The sequence below is a fragment of the Psychrobacillus glaciei genome (assembly GCF_008973485.1).
Lineage (GTDB): Bacteria > Bacillota > Bacilli > Bacillales_A > Planococcaceae > Psychrobacillus > Psychrobacillus glaciei.
In genome coordinates this window covers 374,746-395,842 of sequence record NZ_CP031223.1, presented here as the reverse complement: position 1 = coordinate 395,842, position 21,097 = coordinate 374,746, and the positions used below count along the sequence as shown (strand labels likewise).

17 protein-coding genes, 1 other RNA gene and 1 pseudogene are annotated in these 21,097 nt (G+C 34.4%); 7 read left to right on the top strand and 12 right to left on the bottom strand.

Translation table 11 applies throughout. The features are described from left to right. Nucleotides 1–123: 123 nt before the first annotated feature. Nucleotides 124–1,584, bottom strand: a complete 1,461-nt coding sequence (locus PB01_RS21180; protein ID WP_225986138.1) for a hypothetical protein — start codon at nucleotides 1,582–1,584, stop codon at nucleotides 124–126. 141 nt (nucleotides 1,585–1,725) lie between these two features. Between PB01_RS21180 and PB01_RS01945 the strand changes: the two genes are divergently transcribed. From PB01_RS01945 to PB01_RS01940, 3 genes are all read left to right on the top strand, one after another. Beyond that, nucleotides 1,726–2,103, top strand: coding sequence for an SLAP domain-containing protein (locus PB01_RS01945; RefSeq protein ID WP_151698612.1), 378 nt, complete (start codon nucleotides 1,726–1,728; stop codon nucleotides 2,101–2,103). An 89-nt stretch (nucleotides 2,104–2,192) separates the two neighbouring features. Next, nucleotides 2,193–2,369 (top strand): hypothetical protein, encoded by a 177-nt coding sequence (locus PB01_RS20790; protein WP_192797438.1) that lies wholly within the window; start codon nucleotides 2,193–2,195, stop codon nucleotides 2,367–2,369. Between the two features lie 143 nt (nucleotides 2,370–2,512). After that, nucleotides 2,513–3,340, top strand: coding sequence for a S1C family serine protease (locus tag PB01_RS01940; RefSeq protein WP_151698611.1), 828 nt, complete (start codon nucleotides 2,513–2,515; stop codon nucleotides 3,338–3,340). Nucleotides 3,341–3,863: 523 nt separating this feature from the next. On the opposite strand, the pseudogene PB01_RS21175 reads toward PB01_RS01940, so the two are convergent. Both PB01_RS21175 and PB01_RS01930 read right to left on the bottom strand, forming a co-directional pair. Then, nucleotides 3,864–3,974, bottom strand: a pseudogene (locus PB01_RS21175) (alcohol dehydrogenase); the annotation flags it as partial. A gap of 262 nt (nucleotides 3,975–4,236) precedes the next feature. Continuing rightward, a complete protein-coding gene (locus tag PB01_RS01930) occupies nucleotides 4,237–5,157 on the bottom strand; it encodes an iron-hydroxamate ABC transporter substrate-binding protein (protein ID WP_151698610.1) in 921 nt (306 codons plus the stop codon). Between the two features lie 569 nt (nucleotides 5,158–5,726). On the opposite strand from PB01_RS01930, the gene PB01_RS21705 reads away from it, so the two are divergent. Then, a complete protein-coding gene (locus PB01_RS21705) occupies nucleotides 5,727–5,867 on the top strand; it encodes a hypothetical protein (protein ID WP_192797437.1) in 141 nt (46 codons plus the stop codon). Further along, on the top strand, nucleotides 5,858–5,998 hold the full coding sequence (locus PB01_RS21700) for a hypothetical protein (RefSeq protein WP_192797436.1): 141 nt from the start codon (nucleotides 5,858–5,860) through the stop codon (nucleotides 5,996–5,998). Before PB01_RS21705 ends, PB01_RS21700 begins: the two co-directional genes overlap by 10 nt. A 526-nt stretch (nucleotides 5,999–6,524) precedes the next feature. Here the strand turns inward: PB01_RS21700 and PB01_RS01920 are convergent. From PB01_RS01920 to PB01_RS01890, 7 genes are all read right to left on the bottom strand, one after another. Beyond that, the gene (locus tag PB01_RS01920; protein ID WP_151698608.1) at nucleotides 6,525–7,385 is read right to left on the bottom strand and encodes an alpha/beta fold hydrolase; all 861 of its coding nucleotides are present in this window, start codon (nucleotides 7,383–7,385) and stop codon (nucleotides 6,525–6,527) included. A 241-nt stretch (nucleotides 7,386–7,626) separates the two neighbouring features. Next, a complete protein-coding gene (locus PB01_RS01915; RefSeq protein ID WP_151698607.1) occupies nucleotides 7,627–8,064 on the bottom strand; it encodes a YybH family protein in 438 nt (145 codons plus the stop codon). A gap of 126 nt (nucleotides 8,065–8,190) precedes the next feature. Then, on the bottom strand, nucleotides 8,191–8,949 hold the full coding sequence (locus tag PB01_RS01910; RefSeq protein ID WP_151698606.1) for a hypothetical protein: 759 nt from the start codon (nucleotides 8,947–8,949) through the stop codon (nucleotides 8,191–8,193). 12 nt (nucleotides 8,950–8,961) lie between these two features. Further along, nucleotides 8,962–12,777 carry an AAA domain-containing protein gene (locus PB01_RS01905; protein ID WP_151698605.1) on the bottom strand — a complete coding sequence of 1,272 codons (3,816 nt, stop codon included), beginning with the start codon at nucleotides 12,775–12,777 and terminating at the stop codon, nucleotides 8,962–8,964. 300 nt (nucleotides 12,778–13,077) lie between these two features. Then, nucleotides 13,078–14,037, bottom strand: coding sequence for a formimidoylglutamase (gene hutG, locus PB01_RS01900; RefSeq protein WP_225986137.1), 960 nt, complete (start codon nucleotides 14,035–14,037; stop codon nucleotides 13,078–13,080). A gap of 147 nt (nucleotides 14,038–14,184) precedes the next feature. Continuing rightward, a non-coding RNA gene (gene ssrS / locus PB01_RS01895) (6S RNA) lies at nucleotides 14,185–14,379 on the bottom strand. Between the two features lie 67 nt (nucleotides 14,380–14,446). After that, nucleotides 14,447–14,971, bottom strand: coding sequence for a YhcN/YlaJ family sporulation lipoprotein (locus PB01_RS01890; RefSeq protein ID WP_225986136.1), 525 nt, complete (start codon nucleotides 14,969–14,971; stop codon nucleotides 14,447–14,449). Nucleotides 14,972–15,208: 237 nt separating this feature from the next. On the opposite strand from PB01_RS01890, the gene PB01_RS01885 reads away from it, so the two are divergent. Then, nucleotides 15,209–16,141 carry a C40 family peptidase gene (locus PB01_RS01885; protein WP_151698603.1) on the top strand — a complete coding sequence of 311 codons (933 nt, stop codon included), beginning with the start codon at nucleotides 15,209–15,211 and terminating at the stop codon, nucleotides 16,139–16,141. Nucleotides 16,142–16,299: 158 nt separating this feature from the next. Here PB01_RS01885 and PB01_RS01880 read toward each other — a convergent pair whose 3' ends face one another. Next, nucleotides 16,300–17,688 carry a UDP-N-acetylmuramoyl-tripeptide--D-alanyl-D-alanine ligase gene (locus PB01_RS01880; protein ID WP_151698602.1) on the bottom strand — a complete coding sequence of 463 codons (1,389 nt, stop codon included), beginning with the start codon at nucleotides 17,686–17,688 and terminating at the stop codon, nucleotides 16,300–16,302. Between the two features lie 346 nt (nucleotides 17,689–18,034). Further along, complete coding sequence (locus tag PB01_RS01875) at nucleotides 18,035–19,414, bottom strand: Mur ligase family protein (protein ID WP_151698601.1); 1,380 nt, start codon at nucleotides 19,412–19,414, stop codon at nucleotides 18,035–18,037. A gap of 162 nt (nucleotides 19,415–19,576) precedes the next feature. Between PB01_RS01875 and PB01_RS01870 the strand changes: the two genes are divergently transcribed. Further along, complete coding sequence (locus PB01_RS01870) at nucleotides 19,577–20,797, top strand: ATP-grasp domain-containing protein (protein WP_151698600.1); 1,221 nt, start codon at nucleotides 19,577–19,579, stop codon at nucleotides 20,795–20,797. Nucleotides 20,798–21,097: the final 300 nt, after the last annotated feature.

Here is a 21,097-nt window from a genome sequence, read left to right as displayed (position 1 = left end):
AATTGTCAAATCCTTTTTTAAAAATATCATGCATTCTACTTGACATGCATAAAAAACAAAGCACTTCGCAACAAAAAAAGAATTGCGACATAGCCTATGACTTTGCAGCAATTCTAAATACTATTACGATGGTAAATCCTCGCCAAAGATAGATACATTTTGCCTATCCGTAACGAATGCATGAACGTTCCATTTTAATACATTTTCTACATATCCTAATCCATCCGCATGGTATCTTCCTGCGATTTCTTGAATAGCCATCAGTTCATAATTGCCATCCCTTGCAAAGTCTATTGGATAAAGTCCTCCAATTGGATCTACCCATCCTTTAATCGGTTGTTTAAGCGTTCCATTCTCGTTATAAATTTCGGATAAATATTCCTGTCCTTTATACATTAAGTCCAGCAAATATTTCTTTTTTGGGTCAGAGCTTAGGACCGTTACTTTGTATTGATTTTGATAATTGACTTCATACTTTGTACGTTCATTATATTCATCCGCATCAAATATTTGTCGCATACTTCCTTCAATGAATGAAAATACGTATGCGTATATTGTGCCGCCGCTACCACCTGTATCGATGACAATGAGTATGTCGTCTACTCGATCTCCTGTAAAGTCACCAAGAAATATCGTAGGGTTATAACCCGCATTCTCTTTTAAAGGAATTATTTCGTACATATTCGTCTTTTCATTAATAATTTCAAGGCTAATATTTTTCCAAAAAGGACTTCCTTCTGTCTTTTCACCTGTAAGATAAACAGTATTTATGAAACCATCACCAGTCACATCGCCACTTTTTTGGTCGATTACAACTTTATTGTTAGAACTAGCATCACTTAAGAGCTTTGCAACTTGTTGTTGTTTATTTAATAACAATTCTCTGGATGGGTATGGTAAATGAAAGGTCAGTGCTTTATCGATTGAATTTAGACTCTGTTCCAAATCTCCTGTCTTCTTCTGCGCATCCGATAAATAATACCAGTAAAAAGAAAAATCATTTGTTTGCAACAATTTTTCGTAGTAATATTCGACTTTTTTATAATAGTATGGATAGACATCATGTGCTTGAACAAGCTCTCCTTGACTAAAACGATATACATCTACTTTATAGGCTTCACCCGTATCATGAAGCCATATTGCAAGTTCATATTGTCCATCCTGTCCATACGTACCTGGCATGTCTTCTGCTTCTAATTTACTATAGACCATATTGTTCGTAGGTAATCGCACAAATCCTTTATTCGTCCATTGCAAAAGGTCCAATTCCGACCACATACTCCCTTTTTGCCAACCAACAATGATAGTATTTATCCAATTCTCTGTTAATGGTGCTGCCATTAAATCCGTAATGCCATATCCACTTCCTTTAATATGGATTAAAGGAAGCCATTGATCATTCATTATCTTTAAAATCAAAAGATAATTTTGCTTTTCATATTTATATGCTCCAATTATTTCTTCTATATGATCCCCATCTATATCAGCCACCAATACGGCCGGGCTCTCTTGGGTATTCGGTAATTCAAGAATCGTTGCAGTTGGGGGTAAAAAGTTTTGAAATAAATTTACATAGTCACTCATAGTACCCTCCTTTCCAAATAACATATGCTTAGAAATGGTAGGACAACACATGTATCGCCAAATTGAAGCATACTTAGCACCAGTTTTAGCATGTAATAAAAGACCATGATAAAATATTTCTTAATAAAGGAGGTTTAGAAATTGCAAAAGCTTGCATTTGAAATGTCATGGGATAGGGCATTGTCTGATAAAGATCGGAAAGAAATTGAGAGGATTTTTCTTCATACAAATAAAAGGGAGTTTCCAAGTGCTCGGCTTTCACTTATATGGCGAGCAACTAATCATAAAGGTGATTTATTAGTTACCGTACTTGTTCATAATTTCACTGATGAAATACTTATTTTTAGTGAAAAAAGAGTGACCTATTTGGAAAATAATGAAGTTATAGCAGAGAATACTTTTACACTTTCAACGCTTATAATCCAACCTAATACTAGTATGCCATGGACTTTTATTTTTACTAAAGATAGTTTGAAGAAGGTTATAACTCTTGAAAATGGTCATTTAGAGATGATGTAAATTATTTAATTTCAAATTTGCATACATGTTTAATTATTTTTGAACCATGTTAAAAGGGCATCAAAATAGTTTAGATGGGAGGTTTTATTTTGACAAGAGATAATCATCAAGGAGCTAGCAACAATAAGGGGTCCATGGCTAAAAATCCAAGTAGCAAGAAAGAAGAAATTTCTCTGGAATTAGCTGAGTTAGGAAATTTGAAACCAAAGCAAGGAAAGATGACTCAAAATCAACGAGAAAAAAGCGAAGAAGAAAAATCTTACTAAATTAAACTTTAGCAGGTTGGGGCATAATTCCTGTGCTCCAGCGTGCACCATACATATGTATTACGTTATTTAGAGCACCCTGTGCCTTTCCGATTGTGTATAATACATGTAAAGATATGTGTTATACAGTTAGGATGTGTGCAATGGATCCAAATGAAAAACAGCATAAGGATATATGGAAAGATGAGAGTATTGAAGAAGAAATAGATGAAGAATTTTTAGAGTTTGTATTGGCAGCTCAACAAGAGGCTCTTCTAAAAGCGGCGCAAGAAAAAACAAGTCGCAAGTCTAAACGTCCTTTTCCTAAATGGATATTCTATCTGATGGCTACCATTTTGTTCGTTAATACATTTGCAGCTATCTTTTCTGTATATTCCATTCCAGCAATTGAGTTTTTAAAAACTTCTGCAAAATTATCTTCTCAAGAAGATATTACTAGTTTAAAAAAGTCGGTTGTCGTTGTTTTAACAGATGGCAGCAAAGGGACTGGCTTTTCCATATCAAGTGACGGAACAATTTTAACAAATTATCATGTCGTGGAAGGACATAAGACCGTTACAGTTGGTTTTCCAGATGATCGTCGTTTCAAAGCTAAGGTGGTAAACACTTATCCTTCAGTTGATCTTGCTGTGTTAGAAATAGATGGCCAAGACTTGCCCTATTTGGAACTAGCGAAACAAACGTCCTTTGAAGAGGACGACCCCGTTTATTTTATTGGTAATCCCCTAAGTTTTACGGGTATTGCAAATGAAGGTAAAATTATAGATTATATTCAGTTAAGCGATTGGGAAGAACCTGTCGTTATGATAAAGGCACCTGTTTATCGTGGAAATAGTGGAAGTCCGGTTTTGAATAAGTACGGGCAAGTGATTGGCGTCGTTTTTGCTACGTTGGATCATGATACGTATGGTAGAGTAGGATTATTTATACCGATTGATGAGTATTACAAACAGCAAAATGGTACGAATTAGAACCAATGTAAATGACCGTAAGCAATTTTCTTAGCGGTCTTTTTTTAGATTAAATCAATGTAACTACAACTTAAAACAGCATCGAATAGATAATTCTACTCTAAAGGATGTTATACAATTTGAGACTACTTTAATTTATCACTCATTTGAATCATTTTTATATATGTTACTTCAAAGTGGAAGCAACATATATAAAAGTATTTATTTGTTCATAATTTTAAATGCAGGAACCACCACAAATCTGAATAGTTTGCATGGCTGCCACCGAACCCTAGTATTTTACCATTTTGAAGAAAGTTGAAAGATCAACCGGAATTTCTTATAGAACGTCATATGTAACGGACATTTTACGTATGTGTACATATTTCTCGAGGGTTTCCACTAGAAAAAATAACGAAGGCGCCCTATCATAAATGTATGCTTTATAGGGCAAATACATCTAGAAAGAGGCCTTCTTATTGTATCTATAATATAGACTAATCTACCAAATAATAAAGAATACTAATAAATCATTTTTGTCAACTCAAATTGCACTTACGTCAATCACAAATCGATATTTCACATCCAAAGTTAATACGCATTCGTTGGATTCGTCAATTTGGTCGGCTGAAATTACTTCAATCTTAGGAACAATAGTTTGTTAATTCGCAAACTCCATTCTACAAAAGTGCCCTTTTCTGTATCTTTCCCCTGGTTTTTATTAGTTGATCAACACGCATGATAGCATATATAAAAAAGAACACAGAATGCTAAATTATCGCATTCTGCGTTCCCTGTTTCATTTTATTTTAAGGCTCTTTTCGTAAAGTTTGTTGTTTTCGGGAATAAACAATGGAACACTCCATCCACTCTGTGTTTACAATATTATTAAAAGCAACAATCTCTTTGAAAACAGCCTATTTTAAAAATTGTTCTTCAAAATAGTTCAATTGGTAGTCTAAAGTTAAAGAATCGTTAAACAAAAAGGTATTTCCATCCACTTCAATTACATGGTTGTTCTTCACAGCTGGCATTTCTTTATATAGATCCGTCCTTTGATAGGAATTATCTTGGTCATTGTATTTACTAACAATCAAGTAGTCCCCAACATAGTCAGGTAATACTTCAGATGAAATCATGTAGTATCCTTCTTTACTTGTCATTTCCTTTACTTTTCCAGGCATTTTCAGACCCATTGCTTGATAAAGAACTTCTGTGCCTCTTCCCCAACTATCGCCAAGAATACCCATATCTTTATCGTAACTTTCCATTACAGTCACTGTTGAATTTTCACCAATTTTTGCTTTAATTTTAATTCCTACAGTATTTGCCCGTTTTTTGAAGTCATCAATCCAGCTTTGAGCTTCTTTTTCTTTGTTTACCAATTTACCAATTTCTAAATGTTGTGTTAAATAATCTACTTTATTATACGTATAGGTAATTGTTGGAGCAATTTTTTTCAACTTATCTAGGTTATTATTATCACTTGCTCCAATAATTAAATCTGGTTTTAATTCAATAATTTTCTCTAAATCCTCATCTGAAACAGCTTTAATATCTTTTAATTGATCTTTAAGTAATGGGCTTTCCTTAGACCATTCGTCCACCCCTACGATATTGATGCCAAGTGAGATTAAGTCACCTGCATTACCAGTCAGAACTACTACTCTTTTCGGATGAGCGGGTACTTCAATAGGTCCATTTTCAGATTGATATGTAATTGTTTCATTTTCGTCCTTTTTATTTTCATCCCCTGCTGACTGATTTTTTGAACTATTGCCACAGGCACTAATAATAAGAACACACATTAAAATGAAAGGTAAGATTAATTTTTTCAATTTAAGATTCTCCTTTATATTTGTTATCATCTCTATCGTTTTTCTATTGATAATGATAATCATTACTATTTAAAATAATAGTCTCTTTTTAATTTCTTGTCAATAGCTACTTAAGCTAAATTTTCCATTTCTATCGGCCGTTCGCTTACAATATGCGGGTTAGAGAAAATTTTGGAGAAATATCAATCGTTCTATACGTTTGAAGATGAGGAATTGCTTATTTGACCTGAATGAGGATACGAATGGACAGCACATGGGTACCAAGAAGGAAAACTGTTTTTGGAAACCGTTGATTTGTCGGTCTTTATCTGGCTTTTTCTTTGTTTTTTCCAAACAAAAAACACGAGGAAAATTGGATGGAGAGTCCAATTTTCACTCGTGCGATTTACCGTTTATCTTTGACCATTTTAGCTATTTAACGACTATTATTGATGGGAGCACAATATTTGTAGCTTTGGAATAAAGTTTGATTAAAAGAATGCTACGAACATTGATTTTATTATAGAAGAAACCCACGCATTTTAAAGAAAGATGTTGGTGTATATAACAAAGTATTAGGTGGTACATGCGTGACTGACTTCGTGTGTCCAACTAAAATGCAATGTCTAGGTTGTAAAGCAAAAGTACCTGAACCAGACCAAGAGGATGAACTTTTAGAAGTTATTCAGTTATCAAAAGATATGGCTAACGCTTCAAGCAAATGGGGTTAGGAGTTGAAGTTCGTAAAGCAAAAGAAATGGCCAAGCAAGTTAAGATCGAATTAAAAGAAATTGACTTGATACAACAATACAGAGAGGAACGTCATTATGAACCAGCAACAAAGCGTAATCCATTCAGATAAGCGGTAATGGCTTGATAAAGTGCATCAGCAACGTAAAGATCATTCACTTACTATTGATATTGAAACAATTGATTTTCTCGTAGAACAAAGGATTCCCATAACTTATCTCAACATTAGTGAGCATTCAAAAACAGTTGATGGAAAAGGTATCCACCAAAATACAATTAAACGTAATGAGGAACTACATTCTTATTATCACAAACATAACAGAACGTATAAATTAAAAAACACGCGTAGAATGCCTGTAATGTCCTCTATATTTGACGAAGGATCATTAATCTGAACGGGGTATGTATACATCATCCAAAAGAGGTATATGTGGCTTTCGAAAGAGGATTTGGTGTATAGATTAATTGCGGTTGAAAAATACTTTGCAGAAAACCAAAAGCGATGCGTAACTAAACAATTTGAGCAGTTTAAATAGAAAATTAATGAGATACAAAAGTAGCCTTGTTAAAAACAATTTAACAAGGCTACTTTAACTATTTTCTTCTACAATCGTAATTTGTTGAAGAAGAAAATGTTGTTAATAAACTTCATGATTGCTTTCCTGTTTCCACAACAGAATTTCATTAGCAACTTTTTCAGGACAGTCCCAATGAAGGTGGTGTTTAGTGTTTTCTATGCCTATTACCTTTAATACTTTAATGCCTTTTTTAATTTCCTGTATTCCCTTTTTTCGGGATGAATCTGTCGGTAGAATTGTTGCATGAAGTAATAAAACAGGGCACTGAATACTATCAAAAGTGGTCGAACAAGGCTCTTTATAGAATGCCTTAATAATTGCTAAAATACTGAAAACATCGGCCTTAAATATATAGTTATCTTTAACCTTTTTAAAAGTAGATGTTATTATTGAATTAAGATTTGTATCCCATTGCTTTGTTGTGTAACTTTGGTATTCTTTGACCACTTCGTCCCAAGAACCATATATACTTGATTCAACATATTCCTTCCAATCTATCAAGGCTTTTTCCTCTGTCAGTCCATCAACATGTTCAGGAAACGCATATCCTCCGTCTAATAAAATAACGCCGCTTATCTTAGTCGGAAATAGTTTTGCTACGTTTAGGCAAATGTCTGCCCCCCATGAATGTCCCAACATGTAAAAAGGTTTATTAGTAATTTTTTGTATTACTTGATAAATACGTTTTGCTAAGGAGGAAAACATATAATCCTCCTCCATTTTTAGTGATTCAGTTTCGCCATGTCCTGGGTTATCTATAAGAATAAGATGAAAATCATTTATTAGGTATTCAATAAGCCCCAAAAAACTTTTTAAATCACCAGTCATTCCGTGAAGACAAACAAGTGAAGGAAGATTGTTATCACCAAATTCACATCCGTGAAAAGTACTACCATCTACAGCTATTTGAAACTTCTTCAATTCTATTCCTCCCCCTCAATTTCACCTTTTTAGTTATATTCTTTAATCTGTTTACCTTCAGCTAATTGATCTTTATTCAAAACGATGGTTTTCTATATCCGGCAAAATCAACACATTTGCTCATATAATTATTTTTGGGGTTAATTTTATTTAACTCAGTTGTTTTTAGTATTGCTTAGTGCCTTTATAAAGCAGGTTTTTTCATACTTAATTTACTGAGTTTAACGAGTTGGGTTCGTTCTCACTTCAAGTTAAAAATACCCTTCCCAGTCCCTATATTTATTGGTAATGATGAATGTTCGTGTAAAATGGACCAAGATTCATTTACTCTTCTTAAACAGAATGTGAATCTATTTGTCGTCTGACGAAGTATTTCTCCTGATTCATTTTGAGCAGCAAACTTAATAGCACAGCGAACAAAAGCCATGTTCGAACTTTCCTCTACTACTAAATCATTAAAATCTATTTTGAGTAAAACGCCTTCCTCAGTTAATCCATTAAACCATTCTTTCACCATTTCTCGCCAATTGGAAATACCGATGCTTTCCCACTTTTCCCAGCAATCATAAATATGTATATCAGAAGCGTATGAAGATAAAAATCTTTCAACATCTTTCTCATAAATGGCGGATTTGTAATTTTCCAAAACCTCTTGCACATCACCAAATTTAGTCGTCATTAATTCATCCCCCTTTACTGTAATTCAAAGTTTATATTCATTATAAGATTACTTATTCTGTACGCACAACATTTTTTCTTCTTCATAGGAATTGGTCTAACTCTACCATTTAATGTACATTCATTACTAACTATCTAAATAAGCTTTTCTCCATACTAGTCGTTCTTTTTCATTTAATTGGTTTTCCAATGTCTCGTCCCAGCGTTCTAGTAATGTATTCCAGACTCGAGCATAGATGATGTCTTCTTCTTTGTTATAAAGGATAATCTCTACGCAAGGGACATCCTCTATAAACAAATCGGTTGTCGAGACAATTTCAGAGATAACAGTTTGGACATCTCCCTCTTTCTTTTCCAAGCCATTCGCTTGAAGCGCATGAATGATTGACTCGTTTTCAAAAGATAGTTCTTCATCCAAATAGTCTTCTTTTACGTAACGATAAATGTCGAGCTGTTCCTCAGGAGCCTCTTTTAATACGCCTTTTAAAAATGCTTCATGGCTAGGACTGTAGAGAACATTCTGAGACTCTGCTTCTTGCTCTTCTTCAAATATACCGTTTTCTAATTGTTGAAATCCTCTATCAGTTAATTTATATATGCTCTCACTTTTCTTAATGAGGCGAGTTTTCAACATAATCTCTGTTAAATCTTGAATAAAGAGCTGCTCCACAAGTAGCAACTCACTTATTTCCTCTGCATTTGCAATTTTAGCTTTTTGAAAAGTAATAAGCATCATTTTCATAAGGACATCCATTTTTGTCCGCTTCATTGCAATGAATTCAGCTTCGACCGAATGGATCGGTATACTCCACATAGCGGAATGCATGATTTTTACCTTTATATTTTGTTGCAGTTCTTTTTTTAATCTCTTTTCCAAATCACGCATGTTCTTATACTCCTAAGTCAACTTCATTAGTTTTTGGTCTCGGAAACCATTTTTATTTTTTACAATATCGAGCAATCGTGTATACATCTTTCTTGAATCTTTTAGTTTCGTCCGCTCCGTAAACATGTCCGCACTTCCTACAAGAACGAGCAATTCCCTTGCTCGGGATAACGCTACATTTAAACGTCTATAATCATTTGCAAATCCAATATCACCATTTTTATCCTTATTATTACGAACCATGCTCAATAGGATGACATCCATTTCCATACCTTGAAACTTATCGACTGTTCCGGTTCTGAAAGTTAAATGCTTTAAGTTAGTTTCTTGTTGAATCAGTCTATCTATCCTTTTAACCTGCTCACCGTAAAAACTAATTACTCCTATGCTCTTTCTTTCATCTTGCCCCATTCGCCCTTCATTTTTGGCGGTTTCGGTTGCCTTGTCCAAATCAATTAAAACGTCTCGAATTGTGTCTAATTCCGCCTGGTTAAAACGACTTTTTCCATCTTTTACTCTCTCTTCAAAATAAGCCGGTTCGTTTGGCATATTGATCCATAGAAGATGATCGTTTCTTTTTACATAATTAGATTCAAGTAAATGGTCACGAACAGAATCGGAATCCACTAATCCACATTGCAGGCGATAGTTTTCTTCCTCGTAAAATGGTGTAATTGTCTCCATAATACTTTCATGCATTCGATACTGGATGGCTAACATTGTTTTATTGCTTTTTGGTAAGTTTTTAAATAGTCGTTCAAATAAAGACTCTTTTAATAGTTTCTTCAATTCATCTTTTTCCTCGAAACTATCGCTCTCTTCTAAAATTGCTTTTAGTGTTTCATCGAGCGTATCTTCTCCGACTAGAGGAGGGAGCTGATGATGATCCCCTACTAAAATAATCTTCTTCCCTTTTAACATTGGCAAAAGTAATTCAGGTGGAGTGGCTTTTGACACCTCATCAATTATAACGACATCGAAAATAGGATAATTGTCCATAAACTCTTTTCTAGCGGATGCTACACAAGTTGTCCCAATTACATTTGCGTGTCTTACATAAAGTTTTCGAATTTCATCCAAATCATGGTCGTTTGCCTCTTTTAGTAAAGAGAACCATTCGTTTTGGATAGGATGCGTAATTGGTATCTGCTCTAGTTTGTGCGTAAGAGACTCTATCTTTTCCGATATAAGCGTTAATTTGGTTAATGTTTTCTCATGCTCTTCTTCAGGATTCTTATTCATTATTTCTTCTAAAGCTTTAACTTGTCTCTCTTGCTCTAGACCTTCTGAATTCACTTTTTTACTTTCATGCTCTTTTTCTTGAAGTTCTTTTATACACATTTCCATTTTTTCAGCTGTGTTTTCCGCATTATTTTTTTTAATTTCTATATTACTTACATATTGGGTTATTGTTTCTTCCGTTTTCTTCAAGTGATTATATGCATTTTCTTTTTGCTGTATTTCCGATTGTAAGTGATGTAGTTGTGGAATATTCTCTACATTTCCTAATTGTCTCCGAATTTCAACGCTTCTTTCTATTAACAGATCCAACTGTTCTTTTTGGATAAATCCATTGTTTTTCAGTAAGTTTCTGTTTTGTTCTATTTGATAAATTGTTTTCTTTACTTGCTCTGTCATGTCAACTTTTATCGTTTGGAACTTCTCAGTAGAATCCGACTTTGCTTTTGCTAAAATTGCTCCTTGTTTCCATACAAATTTCTTCCTTACATTTAACCCTTCCAAATACACTTCTAATTTTTCTATCGTTATTTCTCCCGAAGTTAATAATCGTTTCATACTGTCGATGAATTGATGGATTTCTTTCACAGAATAAGACGAATCAAAAATAATCCCTTGGCTATTCACATTATTTTTTACATTTTCTAAAGATACCTGATTCTCTTTCAATAAACCTTCTATATATCCAATAGCAGACAAAAGTCGTTTATTTAGTTCTTCCCAATCCTCAAAAGACCGAATCGTTTCTATTAAACGGTCCAACTCTGCTATTTGACGCTCCAACATAGAAAACGGCATTATATCATTTTGCGTCATATAGCTTTTCAAGGAATCTAATTTGCGAACGGAAGGAATTTCAATTACAAACTGTTCTAAGCCTTCCATTTTCAATTGCACAACTTGATATTCGTGTCTTGTTGCATTTAATATCTCTTCTGCAGTTCTAATCTCTTGTATGGTTTGTTGATAAAATAACTGAACTTTAGACATTTCGATTTCTAAAACTAATTGATTCATTTTTTCAATTAATTCTGGACTCGTTAAATTGGACTGGATGAAATCTTCCATCGTAGTCATTTCCTTCGATAGTTCTTCGAAAGATTTTTCTAAATTCATTCGTGTATTTTCAAGCTCTTCTCGTTCTTTTTTCAGAAGAACTAAACTTCTTTTAAGCTTCTTTATCTCTTCTATTCTAGAGGCATATTCAAGCTTGGCAGCATCTTTCTTTTTTATATCTTCTTGTAAGGAAATTAAATGATTTTGTAGGGTTTCTATTTGTACTTTATCATTAGCTATTGCATCTTCTAGTTGTCCTTCTTTTATGGAATGAGATTCTATTTCATGTTGTAATACACTTAACGTTTGATCTTTCCAATATTGTCCTACGTTTTCTTCTATGAACTTCTTTCCCTCTTCTTCGATACTCTCTGTTCGACCAAACCGTAATATACGTATGTCTTTATTTGAAAGTAATCTACTAAGGGCATTATCAACAGCCAAGTTAGACTGGGAAGCAACTAAAGTACGTAGCCCTGCTTTAGCATTTTGTTGACAAATTTCAGATATCACAGTAGTTTTCCCTGTTCCGGGAGGTCCTTGAATAACATATAAGTCTTTGGCAGACATAGCCCCTATAACTGCTTCTTGTTGGAATTCATTTAACTGATTATGGAATACCAACTCCTTACGCTTATCTGTTATACGTATTGTTGGTCTATCTTCAAATAATATCTTTTCAAGATTGGCATTTGCTGCTAGGCCATTTTGAAGGTCTTCAAATCCTTTTCGAAGTCTTCTAATTTGGCTTAGCGTCGCAAAATTGCTGAATACAGCTTCTCTCGTTCTGGGGTTTAACTGGTTTCTTCTTGCCATATCTCTGAGCTTTGGTTTAAGCTCGATTTCTACTGTTTTTTTATTGCGATCAACTTTTAAAACGTCACCAATGTCATTTTGAAAACCCTTCAAAGTTACACTGAGGTTCTTTATTTTATTCCACTCGTTTCCGTCTAAGTTACACCCCACAAGTGTCATTCTATTAAAGCCTTCATTTAAAATCATTCTTGAGTAAGCAGTTGTAATGTCTGCAATATCCGCATTGCGCTCTTGAATCTTCAAATACCCTTCCCAACTAGAAATCCGTTTCTTCACATACTCGGATCGTTCCTCTGCTATAGGTAATTCACGAATTTTAGCATGTAATTGGATAGGTAAACCTGCACCATTATTCCGAGCAGTTATGAGTTTCAAATTTACCGGTAGACGTCTATTTGTCCGAACTCGAACTTTGGATCCTCTTATATAAAAGCCCGTTGCTAGTAAACCATCGTTTTGTAAAACGCATTCCATCACTGCAACTTTACCATTTAATTTTTCTGCTAGTATCTCATTTATTTCATTATCAAAATAAAGGGAAAGGGATATATTCCCGTGAGAATTAACTGGACGCTTTTCTATATGTATATGAAAGGATTCTTGCATTTTAAAAAAGGCATGCTCATCTTTGGACAATTCTAGAATTCCCGCGCGAGCCTTATTCGTTATAATAAGATTGCATCGCATCGTTTCTATATTGGCTAATTCTTTTCGCATCGACATGCCTCCTTTTCATTTATATAATGTTCAACTTATCTATGTTAGCACTTTTCATGCAAATCTTGAATGTAGAAGTTTTCCATCAAACCTTTCTCAATTTCAGTCGGGTTTGAACCACTCTGAATTGTAGATTTCTATATACATACCGCCATTATTTAAAGTGGAGAGCTCTTGCGCAAGCTCATTGCATTATAATTTAGGCTTAATAAAGTTAAAAGCGAAGGGCTTGGTTAGCTCTTCGCTTTTGTATTATGATGGCCAGAAAATTAATGATTACTCACTAAAAACTACTTTCGTTCAATCCCTGTCTAAGAAGGATGTAATGGCTTCGTTTATTAAATATGCACCAAGCTTTACAGTTCGATTATTTTCGTCCAATGAAGGATTAACTTCCGAAATATCAAAGGAAAGCGTCTTTTTTTTGGTAGTGACATTTCGAATGATGGATCGTACAACACTTGGATCCAACCCAAATGGTGATGGAGCACTTACACCTGGCGCAAAAGCGGCATTCAGTACATCTGTACATAAAGTAAGCATTATATAATCTTGTTGGTTTATAAAATCATTGATTCTTGCGTTCACATTATCTATTTCGCTTATATGTATACTTTCTTCCAAGATATAATTAGCTCCCAATTCATCCGCTCGGTCAAATAATTCTTGTGTATTTCCGTAACGTTGAATGCCAACAACGAAATAGCTACTATTATCATCCTGATCTAGTATTTGCTTAAACATAGTGCCAGAAGAAGTTTGCTCGTCATATGAACGTAAATCAAAATGGGCATCTATATTAATAATCCCTAGCTTTGCTTCTTTTCCTAAATAGTTTCGTACACCAAGATAATGTCCGTAAGTGGTTTCATGTCCACCACCCAAAATAATAGGTATCATTTTTTTACTTAAAATTTTAGAGACAACATCTCCAAGTTGTTCCTGTGCTTTTTCTAATTTATCATCTCTGCATGCAATTGTTCCAATGTCTGCAAGATGCTTTTGGTTAGGTATTTTCCATGGTAATTTAGCTAATTCTGATCGTAGAGCATCAGGAGCTTTTGCAGCACCTATATTTCCTTTATTTCGTCGTACTCCTTCTTCACTTTCAAAACCTATAATAACGCAAGTTTCCTCGCTAGAGTTGTAATCATCCATTCTTTTGGACAACTCAATAATTTGGTGATATCGAAAACTTGATCTATTTTCCGTATGATCGGTACGTCCTGACCAGATACCTTCTTTAACTTCGTTTAACAAATTATTCGCCCCTTCTGAATTATTGAAATCTATATTGTCTAAATTATATAGGAAAGTATGTAAATTTTCTAACACCATTACAAGTAGAATTTTTTAAATACAAAAAGACCGGCTCCCAATGGAAACCGGTCGTTTAATAATTAAATTAAGTAAGCCGCCTTTGCCGTACTCTAATAAGAAAGTTTTAAACCACCACTCCTCAAAGTGGGTGTTCGCAAAAGTTATCCTGCCTGTCCTCATTGTCGTAAGAGAATGAGGCATGTCATTCCAACTTCTATATAAAACTCCCTGTTACAGCATAAAGGTTAAAACTTAATATCCATACGTACAATGCAGCCTATGTGTATATAATAAACCCTTTTGAGCTTTTTATCAACGGAAAAAGCTTCCACTTTCTTTTTAGCATTGATTAATGGGCATCAGGGAATACTCTTTTTATTGTATCGGAGAACTCCTTAAAAAATCCTTCAACTGGTTCGTTTGCTCTAATTTTTTCTCCGTATTCAGTAAACTGTTTTGCAAAATCTGGATTGGTTGACACGTATACATTTTTAAAATCGGCATGTGTAGCTCTTGCTTGATCTGCAATCTTAGTCTCAAGTGCCTCACTTTCGCTAACACCCTCTTTAAGCTTAACGGCCACATATGCATTTTTATCCGTGACGATAACACTTGCACTATCTACTTCGCTCATTTTTGTTATTTCATCCGCAACATCATCCGCTAGTTCCAACTTATGATCATTATTTCCAGTCACATCGGTATTAACGTTTTCGTTCGTAGTTGTTGTTGTGGTTGTATTGTTTTCGGTAGGTGTTTCAGTAGTAGTTTTATTTACCTCTGTTTCGGTTTTATCAGCAGTCTTGTTTGTTCCACATCCCACTAGCGAACTAATAAGAAGTAATGTCATAGATATTTGTAGTATTTTACTCAATGAAAATCCTCCCTTATTTAACTCTATGAGGTTAACATGACCCTGTTTAGTCATTTTTATTCGTTGGCTCTTCGTAATATTTGTAATCAAACTGTAAATTACCTTGATAAACGTAATAGTGACAAGGGCTTAGGGCATCTTGCAACGTTACCAGGAATAAATTCCCTTCCGATTCTTCTACTTTTACATGCTAAAATCGGTGCAAGTAATAAATAAAAAAAAATCAGGAGGTATACGATGAAAAAACGTTTCGTTGCAACTACATTATCAGTCGTAATCGGTTTTAGTACACTAGGGGTTACTCCAGCGGCTATTCATCCAATAAAAGCCTCGGCTGCAACAATTAATTTGCAGAATAACCAAAAAGCAGTAGAAGCAAAGGCAGATCAATTAATCCAAACTGCGAAGAGTTTAATAGGGAAGGCAACTTACAGTAATACTGTGTACAAAGCAACATATCCTTACAAATTTTCTTGTGCAAGTTTTCTTATGTACATTTTCGAAAAAAATGGAGTAGATCTTGGAACATATAACGAAGATTATATGATGCAACAAGGATCTTATGTTGCCAGAAATCAACTACAAAAAGGGGATTTACTTTTCTTTAGAAGCAAGACTACGGGAACCGATCCAGATCACGTTGCAATGTATATTGGCGACAACAAAGTCATACACATGGCTGATTCCAAACAAAATATTGTCATCTCAGACTTAAATAGCAAACCATATTATACGGACAATTATGTAACCGCTCGTAGAGTCTTACCAACTTTACTCCCGTCTAATCCAGCAACTAAAGGGGATAACATTGTTACAAAAGCATATAGTTTAATTGGTAAGGCGAAAATGGGTAGCGTCAACAATACATCTTCACTAAGTTTTACTCCCACTGGTTTTGTCGACTACGCGTATAAATCAAATGGTGTTAACTTAGGCACAACCAATTTGAAAGAACTAATGAACAAAGGTACTACTGTTTCTCGCGCAAACTTAAAGAAAGGTGATTTGATCTTTTTTAATAGTGTTAAAGGTTCAAAAACACCATCTTTGGTAGCGATATATGCTGGCGATTATCGTATCATCATTCCAAATTCAAGCGGGGTCTTATCAAGAGTACTATTTGTAGATTATTATAATCAGCATTATATGACTGCAAAACGTGTTTTTTAAGTGAGTGAATACCTAAGCGTACGAGCCCCACGCCTTTACATAGTATCTGGCCAACTTTCGTCTTAATATGGTCAGACACTATGTAAAAAATTATTCTTTCTTAGCAGTTACTAAAGAAGCATTCATCGCATATTGCGAGAATGCTTCTTTTTCATGTATCAACTATTTTCTTTTAAATTATTGGCAAATTCAATCATGGAACGGCTTGACATTGGTCCTTTAATGAGCAAAACTGCTTGATTGTCTAGCTTTGGTTGAAGAACTTCCATCACTCCCTGGGTATCCTTAAACATATGAACATCTGCTTTCGATCCATCTTCCATCGCCTTCCTAGCTATTTCTTCTGCTTTACTTCCAATTGTAATCAAGGTATGAATATCTCTTTTTGCAACAAGACTTCCAATTTCAGCATGGTACTTCTTTTCAAAGTTCCCTAACCGTTTAATATCTCCGAGTACTAGAATGACATTTTTACCTGCCCCAATTGAATCCAGTACCTTTAATGCAGCCTCGACAGAAGTAGGATTATTTGTCCACGTATCGTCAATGATTGTACTCCCGCCTTTTCCACTAGAAAACTCCAAGTGTCTGCTCATATTTTTATATGTTTTTAAACGAGAGATAGCTTCCTTAATATCCATCCCCATTTCGTTTACAGCAGCAATTGCAGCAAGCGCGTTATACACTTGATGTTCACCATATCCTGGTATAAAAGCGGTATACTTTTTATTCATAAAATTAATTTGAAAATTCATTCCGTTTTCGGTAAATTGAATATTGGAGGCCCTAAAATCAGCCTTTGAACTTTCTCCAAAGTAGATAACCTTCCCTTTAAATGAATGCAAAGAAACTTTTTTAGTATTTGTATCATCCGCATTTAAGATTAATGTGCCATCTTTTTTTATACCATCTACTATTTCTGACTTAGCATTGATATAACCTTCTAGATTTCCACAACCATCTAAATGATGAACACCAATATTAGTAATGATTCCTATTGTAGGCTGATAAATCATACACTGATGTTTAATATTACCCGTATTACCCAATCCAAGTTCAAATACTGCAGCTTTTGTTTTTTCATCGATGCCCGTCAAATAGGGAAATGATTGGCGAGGCTCATTCTTACTGCTAATGGAAGCCTGGACACTCCGGTCTTTGATTAATATATGTTTGATCATTTCTTTCGTAGTTGTTTTACCACATGTTCCTGTTATTGTAACAACAGGTATCTGAAACAAATTCCGATAATAATCCATGAATTTCCAATAAGCTTGCACAAGACTCTTAACTTTTATGACAGTAGTATCTGACAGTGCATTTTTCAGTTCGGAAGAGGGCTTATCAGAAATCACAAGAGATGGGCCCTTATTATTGATTTCATTCCAGTTGACATCATCACTTCTACTAACAAACATTAGCGAATTTCTCTTCGTAAGATCATGCCGTTTATAGTATATAGCATGATTTACACTCCAAAGTTCGGAACCACTTATTAATTCGCCTTCAAGTAAATTCCGAATGTCTTTCACGCGTAAAGGTTTCATTATTACTCCTCCTTCCCCCTATATAATATGAAAAGTAATTTCTCGATGATTAGGTATGGAATGTGCACATGCACTTAGATTACCGTAGCTTTTTCTGGCACTCATTATTTACGTATAAATTAGAGTTATGCCCTTCCGTCAAATAAGTTAGATTTCCTTCTTTCTACTACGTCCATCAAATTGGATGGGACTATTTCAGACATGGATTTGAATCATCTATTTCTATTTGATATTGTATTATAATTATGGAACGTCGTTCAAAGGCACAGTATTTGTCCATATTTGAAAAATTATTTATCACCAATATTGTGTATTAGTTAAGCATGTAGTTTTGTTCAACTGAAAATTATTTCTTCTTCCTCAATTTTGAAGCTAATTCAATGATAGGTTTGCTGTACATATCTCCTTTTATCAGGACGATTGTATTTGAGTCTATAATTTTACTTAATAGATTAAGAACAAGGATTTCATTTCTAAATGTATAAACTGGTGAGCTAAAACCCATTTTTACTGCATGCTCTGCCATTATGCTCGCATGCTCCCCTATCGTAATGAGGACATCTACTCCTTGTTGATAAATTATTTCTCCTGCTTTTTCATGAATAATGTAGCCCCAGGAACCCAAATCAGTAATAGTCCCTATGATTGCCACCTTTTTTTTCTCTTTTCCAATTTCATTTAGTACTTTCAATGCCGCTTCCAATGAAGTCGTTGTAATACTCCATGTATCATCGATAATCACAGAGTCGTTTATACCATCCACCACTTGAAGTTGTTTATTAAATTTTCTGAATGTTTTCAGGTGAGCCGCCGCCTCCGGAATAGTTACCCCCATTTCATATACCGCTGCTATAGCTGCAAGAGCATTATAGACCTGATGTACTCCAAATCCTGGCACATACACTTGATAGTCTATCTCCTTATGCCTAACGCTAAATTGCATGCCGTCTTGGCTGTACTGAATATTAAACGCTCTAAAATGACAAGTCGTATGAATTCCAATTTTTATGATCTTCCCATTAAAACTTTTCATATCAATCTTACTTGTATTACTATCCTCCGTATTAATAATTAGTACACCTGCAGGATTAACGATTTTAACCATTTCACCTTTCGCTCCAATGTAGCCTTCTAATGTTTTGCAATAATTTAGGTGATGTGCTCCGATGTTGGTAATGATTCCTATTGTAGGTTTGAAATATTCCCCTGCTTTTAATACATCCCCAGGTGAACCAACAGCCGTTTCAAAAATAGCAGCATCGGTTTCCTCATCTATGCTCAAAAGATACTGCAAATTTGCTGTTCTAGAATTACTAGTAAGACTTGTAGCAGTTACTATTCTATCTGCTGAAAGAATATGTTTGATCATTTCTTTTGTTGTAGTTTTTCCTGATGTTCCTGTAATTGCCACTACAGGGATTTCAAATTGGTTTCGGTAGTAATGAACAAATTTCCAATATGATTCGTCAGCATTGGTTACTTGGATGACAGTTACATTCTCAGGAATTTCATCTTTACTATATTTCCACTCAGTTGCAAGCACTAAAGGGAAGAATTTCTTTAGAGTTCTCCAGTCTATAATTCTCTTATTTGTAAAAAGAATGGTGTTTTGATTCTTTATTTGTTTTAAACGGTATGCTCCGTAATGGACTATCTCTTCATCAGATCCTTGAATCAACTCGCCCGAAATGATTGTTCTTATACTGCTGACTGTATGAGGTTTCATTATTTTATTCACACTCCTTTCATATACATAATATGTTTTTTAGTTGAAGTTGACTGTATAAATGGAACATAATTGCGTGATATATAACTATGTCAAAACTAAAGCATGTCATACATATAGAAAGAAACGTATTAAAAAAAATGATAGGAAGGAGTTAGTCGTTTGAAAGCAATTATTTTTATTAGTACAAACAAATCTGGATCCAGTAGAGAAGCAATTAGAGCTGCTGAGCATTTGGGATACTTTACTATTCTCTTCACAAATAACGAAAAGCAAATTCAACAAAGACAGGAGTACACAGATGTCCATAAAATGGTTTCTGTAAATACAAACAACCTAGACAAAATGAGAGAAGAAATTTCCAAGTTACAAACAAATGGTGTGGATATAAAAACTATAGTTAGTTTTGTTGATCCTTTTGTTCACACCGCATCCATTCTTTGTGATGAATTCTGCCACAATTATGTTTCGTCTAAAGCCATTGAAATAATGGAAAATAAAGAGGACACACGGTTGTCTTTAAAAGATCAACCTTATACCCCTAATTTTTTCTTAATCAAACCGGACGAGTCGATTCCTACTAAAACAATATGTAAACAACTTGATTTCCCTATTATTATAAAATCTCCGAAATCTACAGGATCTAAAGACGTTCTTTTAGCTGAAGGAGAAGAACAGTTAGAAAAACATTTTGATAATCTTCGGAATAAGAACCCGGATAACACAATTATGGTTGAAGAATATATAGACGGCGATCAATATTTGGTTGAGGCACTCGTTCATAACCATAAAGCACGAATCGTCGGAATTATAGAACAAGAAATCACAAAAAGGAAGAGATTTATTATCACAGGTTATGGAGTCCTTGCAAATGTTCCTGTAACGATCAGAACAGGGATTGAAAATGTTCTTCAGTCTATTGTTAAAGAACTCGGTATTGAAAATGGAGCTTTACATTTGGAAATCCGTTTAGCTAAGAATGGTTGGAAACTCATTGAGATTAATCCCAGAATTTCAGGTGGTGCCATGAATAAAATGATTCAAGCAGCATTTGGATTTAGTTTAGTCGAACAGACTTTGAAATTATTATTAGGAGAAAGTCCTGCAATTTTACCGAAGCATAAAAAATATGTTTTTACCAAATACATTATTGCGACAAAGAAAGGAATATTAGAAAAAGTGACCGGGAAAAGAAGGGCTAAAAAATCTCCAGGAGTCGTAGAAGTTTACGTGAAGCCTAAAAAAGGAACTCTTTTAATGCCACCATTATCCATGGGTCATAGATATGCTTATATAATTGCTGTTGGTAGTAGTTTAGAAGAAGCCAAAAACCTAGCAAATACTGCAGCAAAGGAAATTATTTTTCATTTAGAAGAGGAGTGATACTAAGAACACCTTTTAGGTGCTCTTTTTTTTTCTATTAAAATCAATTTCATAATTCAAAGTTAGAGCATAAAACAAGAACAATATCAAAGTGAAATGTGAAAATATGTTCCTCATAAATCAGCATGATTCTGCTATAGGGTGCCGCATTCGCGTCGTTTGTGTTGGCTCGTCTGTCTCACTCATCCCGCTGGAGTCGCCACCTGTCGCTCCAATCAATAAAATAATAATTGTTCGTGTTATAATAATTAAATGCTATTTATTAAATTAACTCACTTTAAAAATAATTAAACCCGAATA

What these genes read in the sequence shown, in the direction of transcription:
- PB01_RS01875 (WP_151698601.1), bottom strand. Translation starts at nt 19,414, where the DNA reads ATGAAACCTCATACAGTCAGCAGTATAAGAACAATCATTTCGGGCGAG.
- PB01_RS21700 (WP_192797436.1), top strand. Translation starts at nt 5,858, where the DNA reads ATGGGGTTAGGAGTTGAAGTTCGTAAAGCAAAAGAAATGGCCAAGCAA.
- PB01_RS01915 (WP_151698607.1), bottom strand. Translation starts at nt 8,064, where the DNA reads ATGACGACTAAATTTGGTGATGTGCAAGAGGTTTTGGAAAATTACAAA.
- PB01_RS01905 (WP_151698605.1), bottom strand. Translation starts at nt 12,777, where the DNA reads ATGCGAAAAGAATTAGCCAATATAGAAACGATGCGATGCAATCTTATT.
- PB01_RS01940 (WP_151698611.1), top strand. Translation starts at nt 2,513, where the DNA reads ATGGATCCAAATGAAAAACAGCATAAGGATATATGGAAAGATGAGAGT.
- PB01_RS21180 (WP_225986138.1), bottom strand. Translation starts at nt 1,584, where the DNA reads ATGAGTGACTATGTAAATTTATTTCAAAACTTTTTACCCCCAACTGCA.
- PB01_RS01885 (WP_151698603.1), top strand. Translation starts at nt 15,209, where the DNA reads ATGAAAAAACGTTTCGTTGCAACTACATTATCAGTCGTAATCGGTTTT.
- PB01_RS01880 (WP_151698602.1), bottom strand. Translation starts at nt 17,688, where the DNA reads ATGAAACCTTTACGCGTGAAAGACATTCGGAATTTACTTGAAGGCGAA.
- PB01_RS01910 (WP_151698606.1), bottom strand. Translation starts at nt 8,949, where the DNA reads ATGCGTGATTTGGAAAAGAGATTAAAAAAAGAACTGCAACAAAATATA.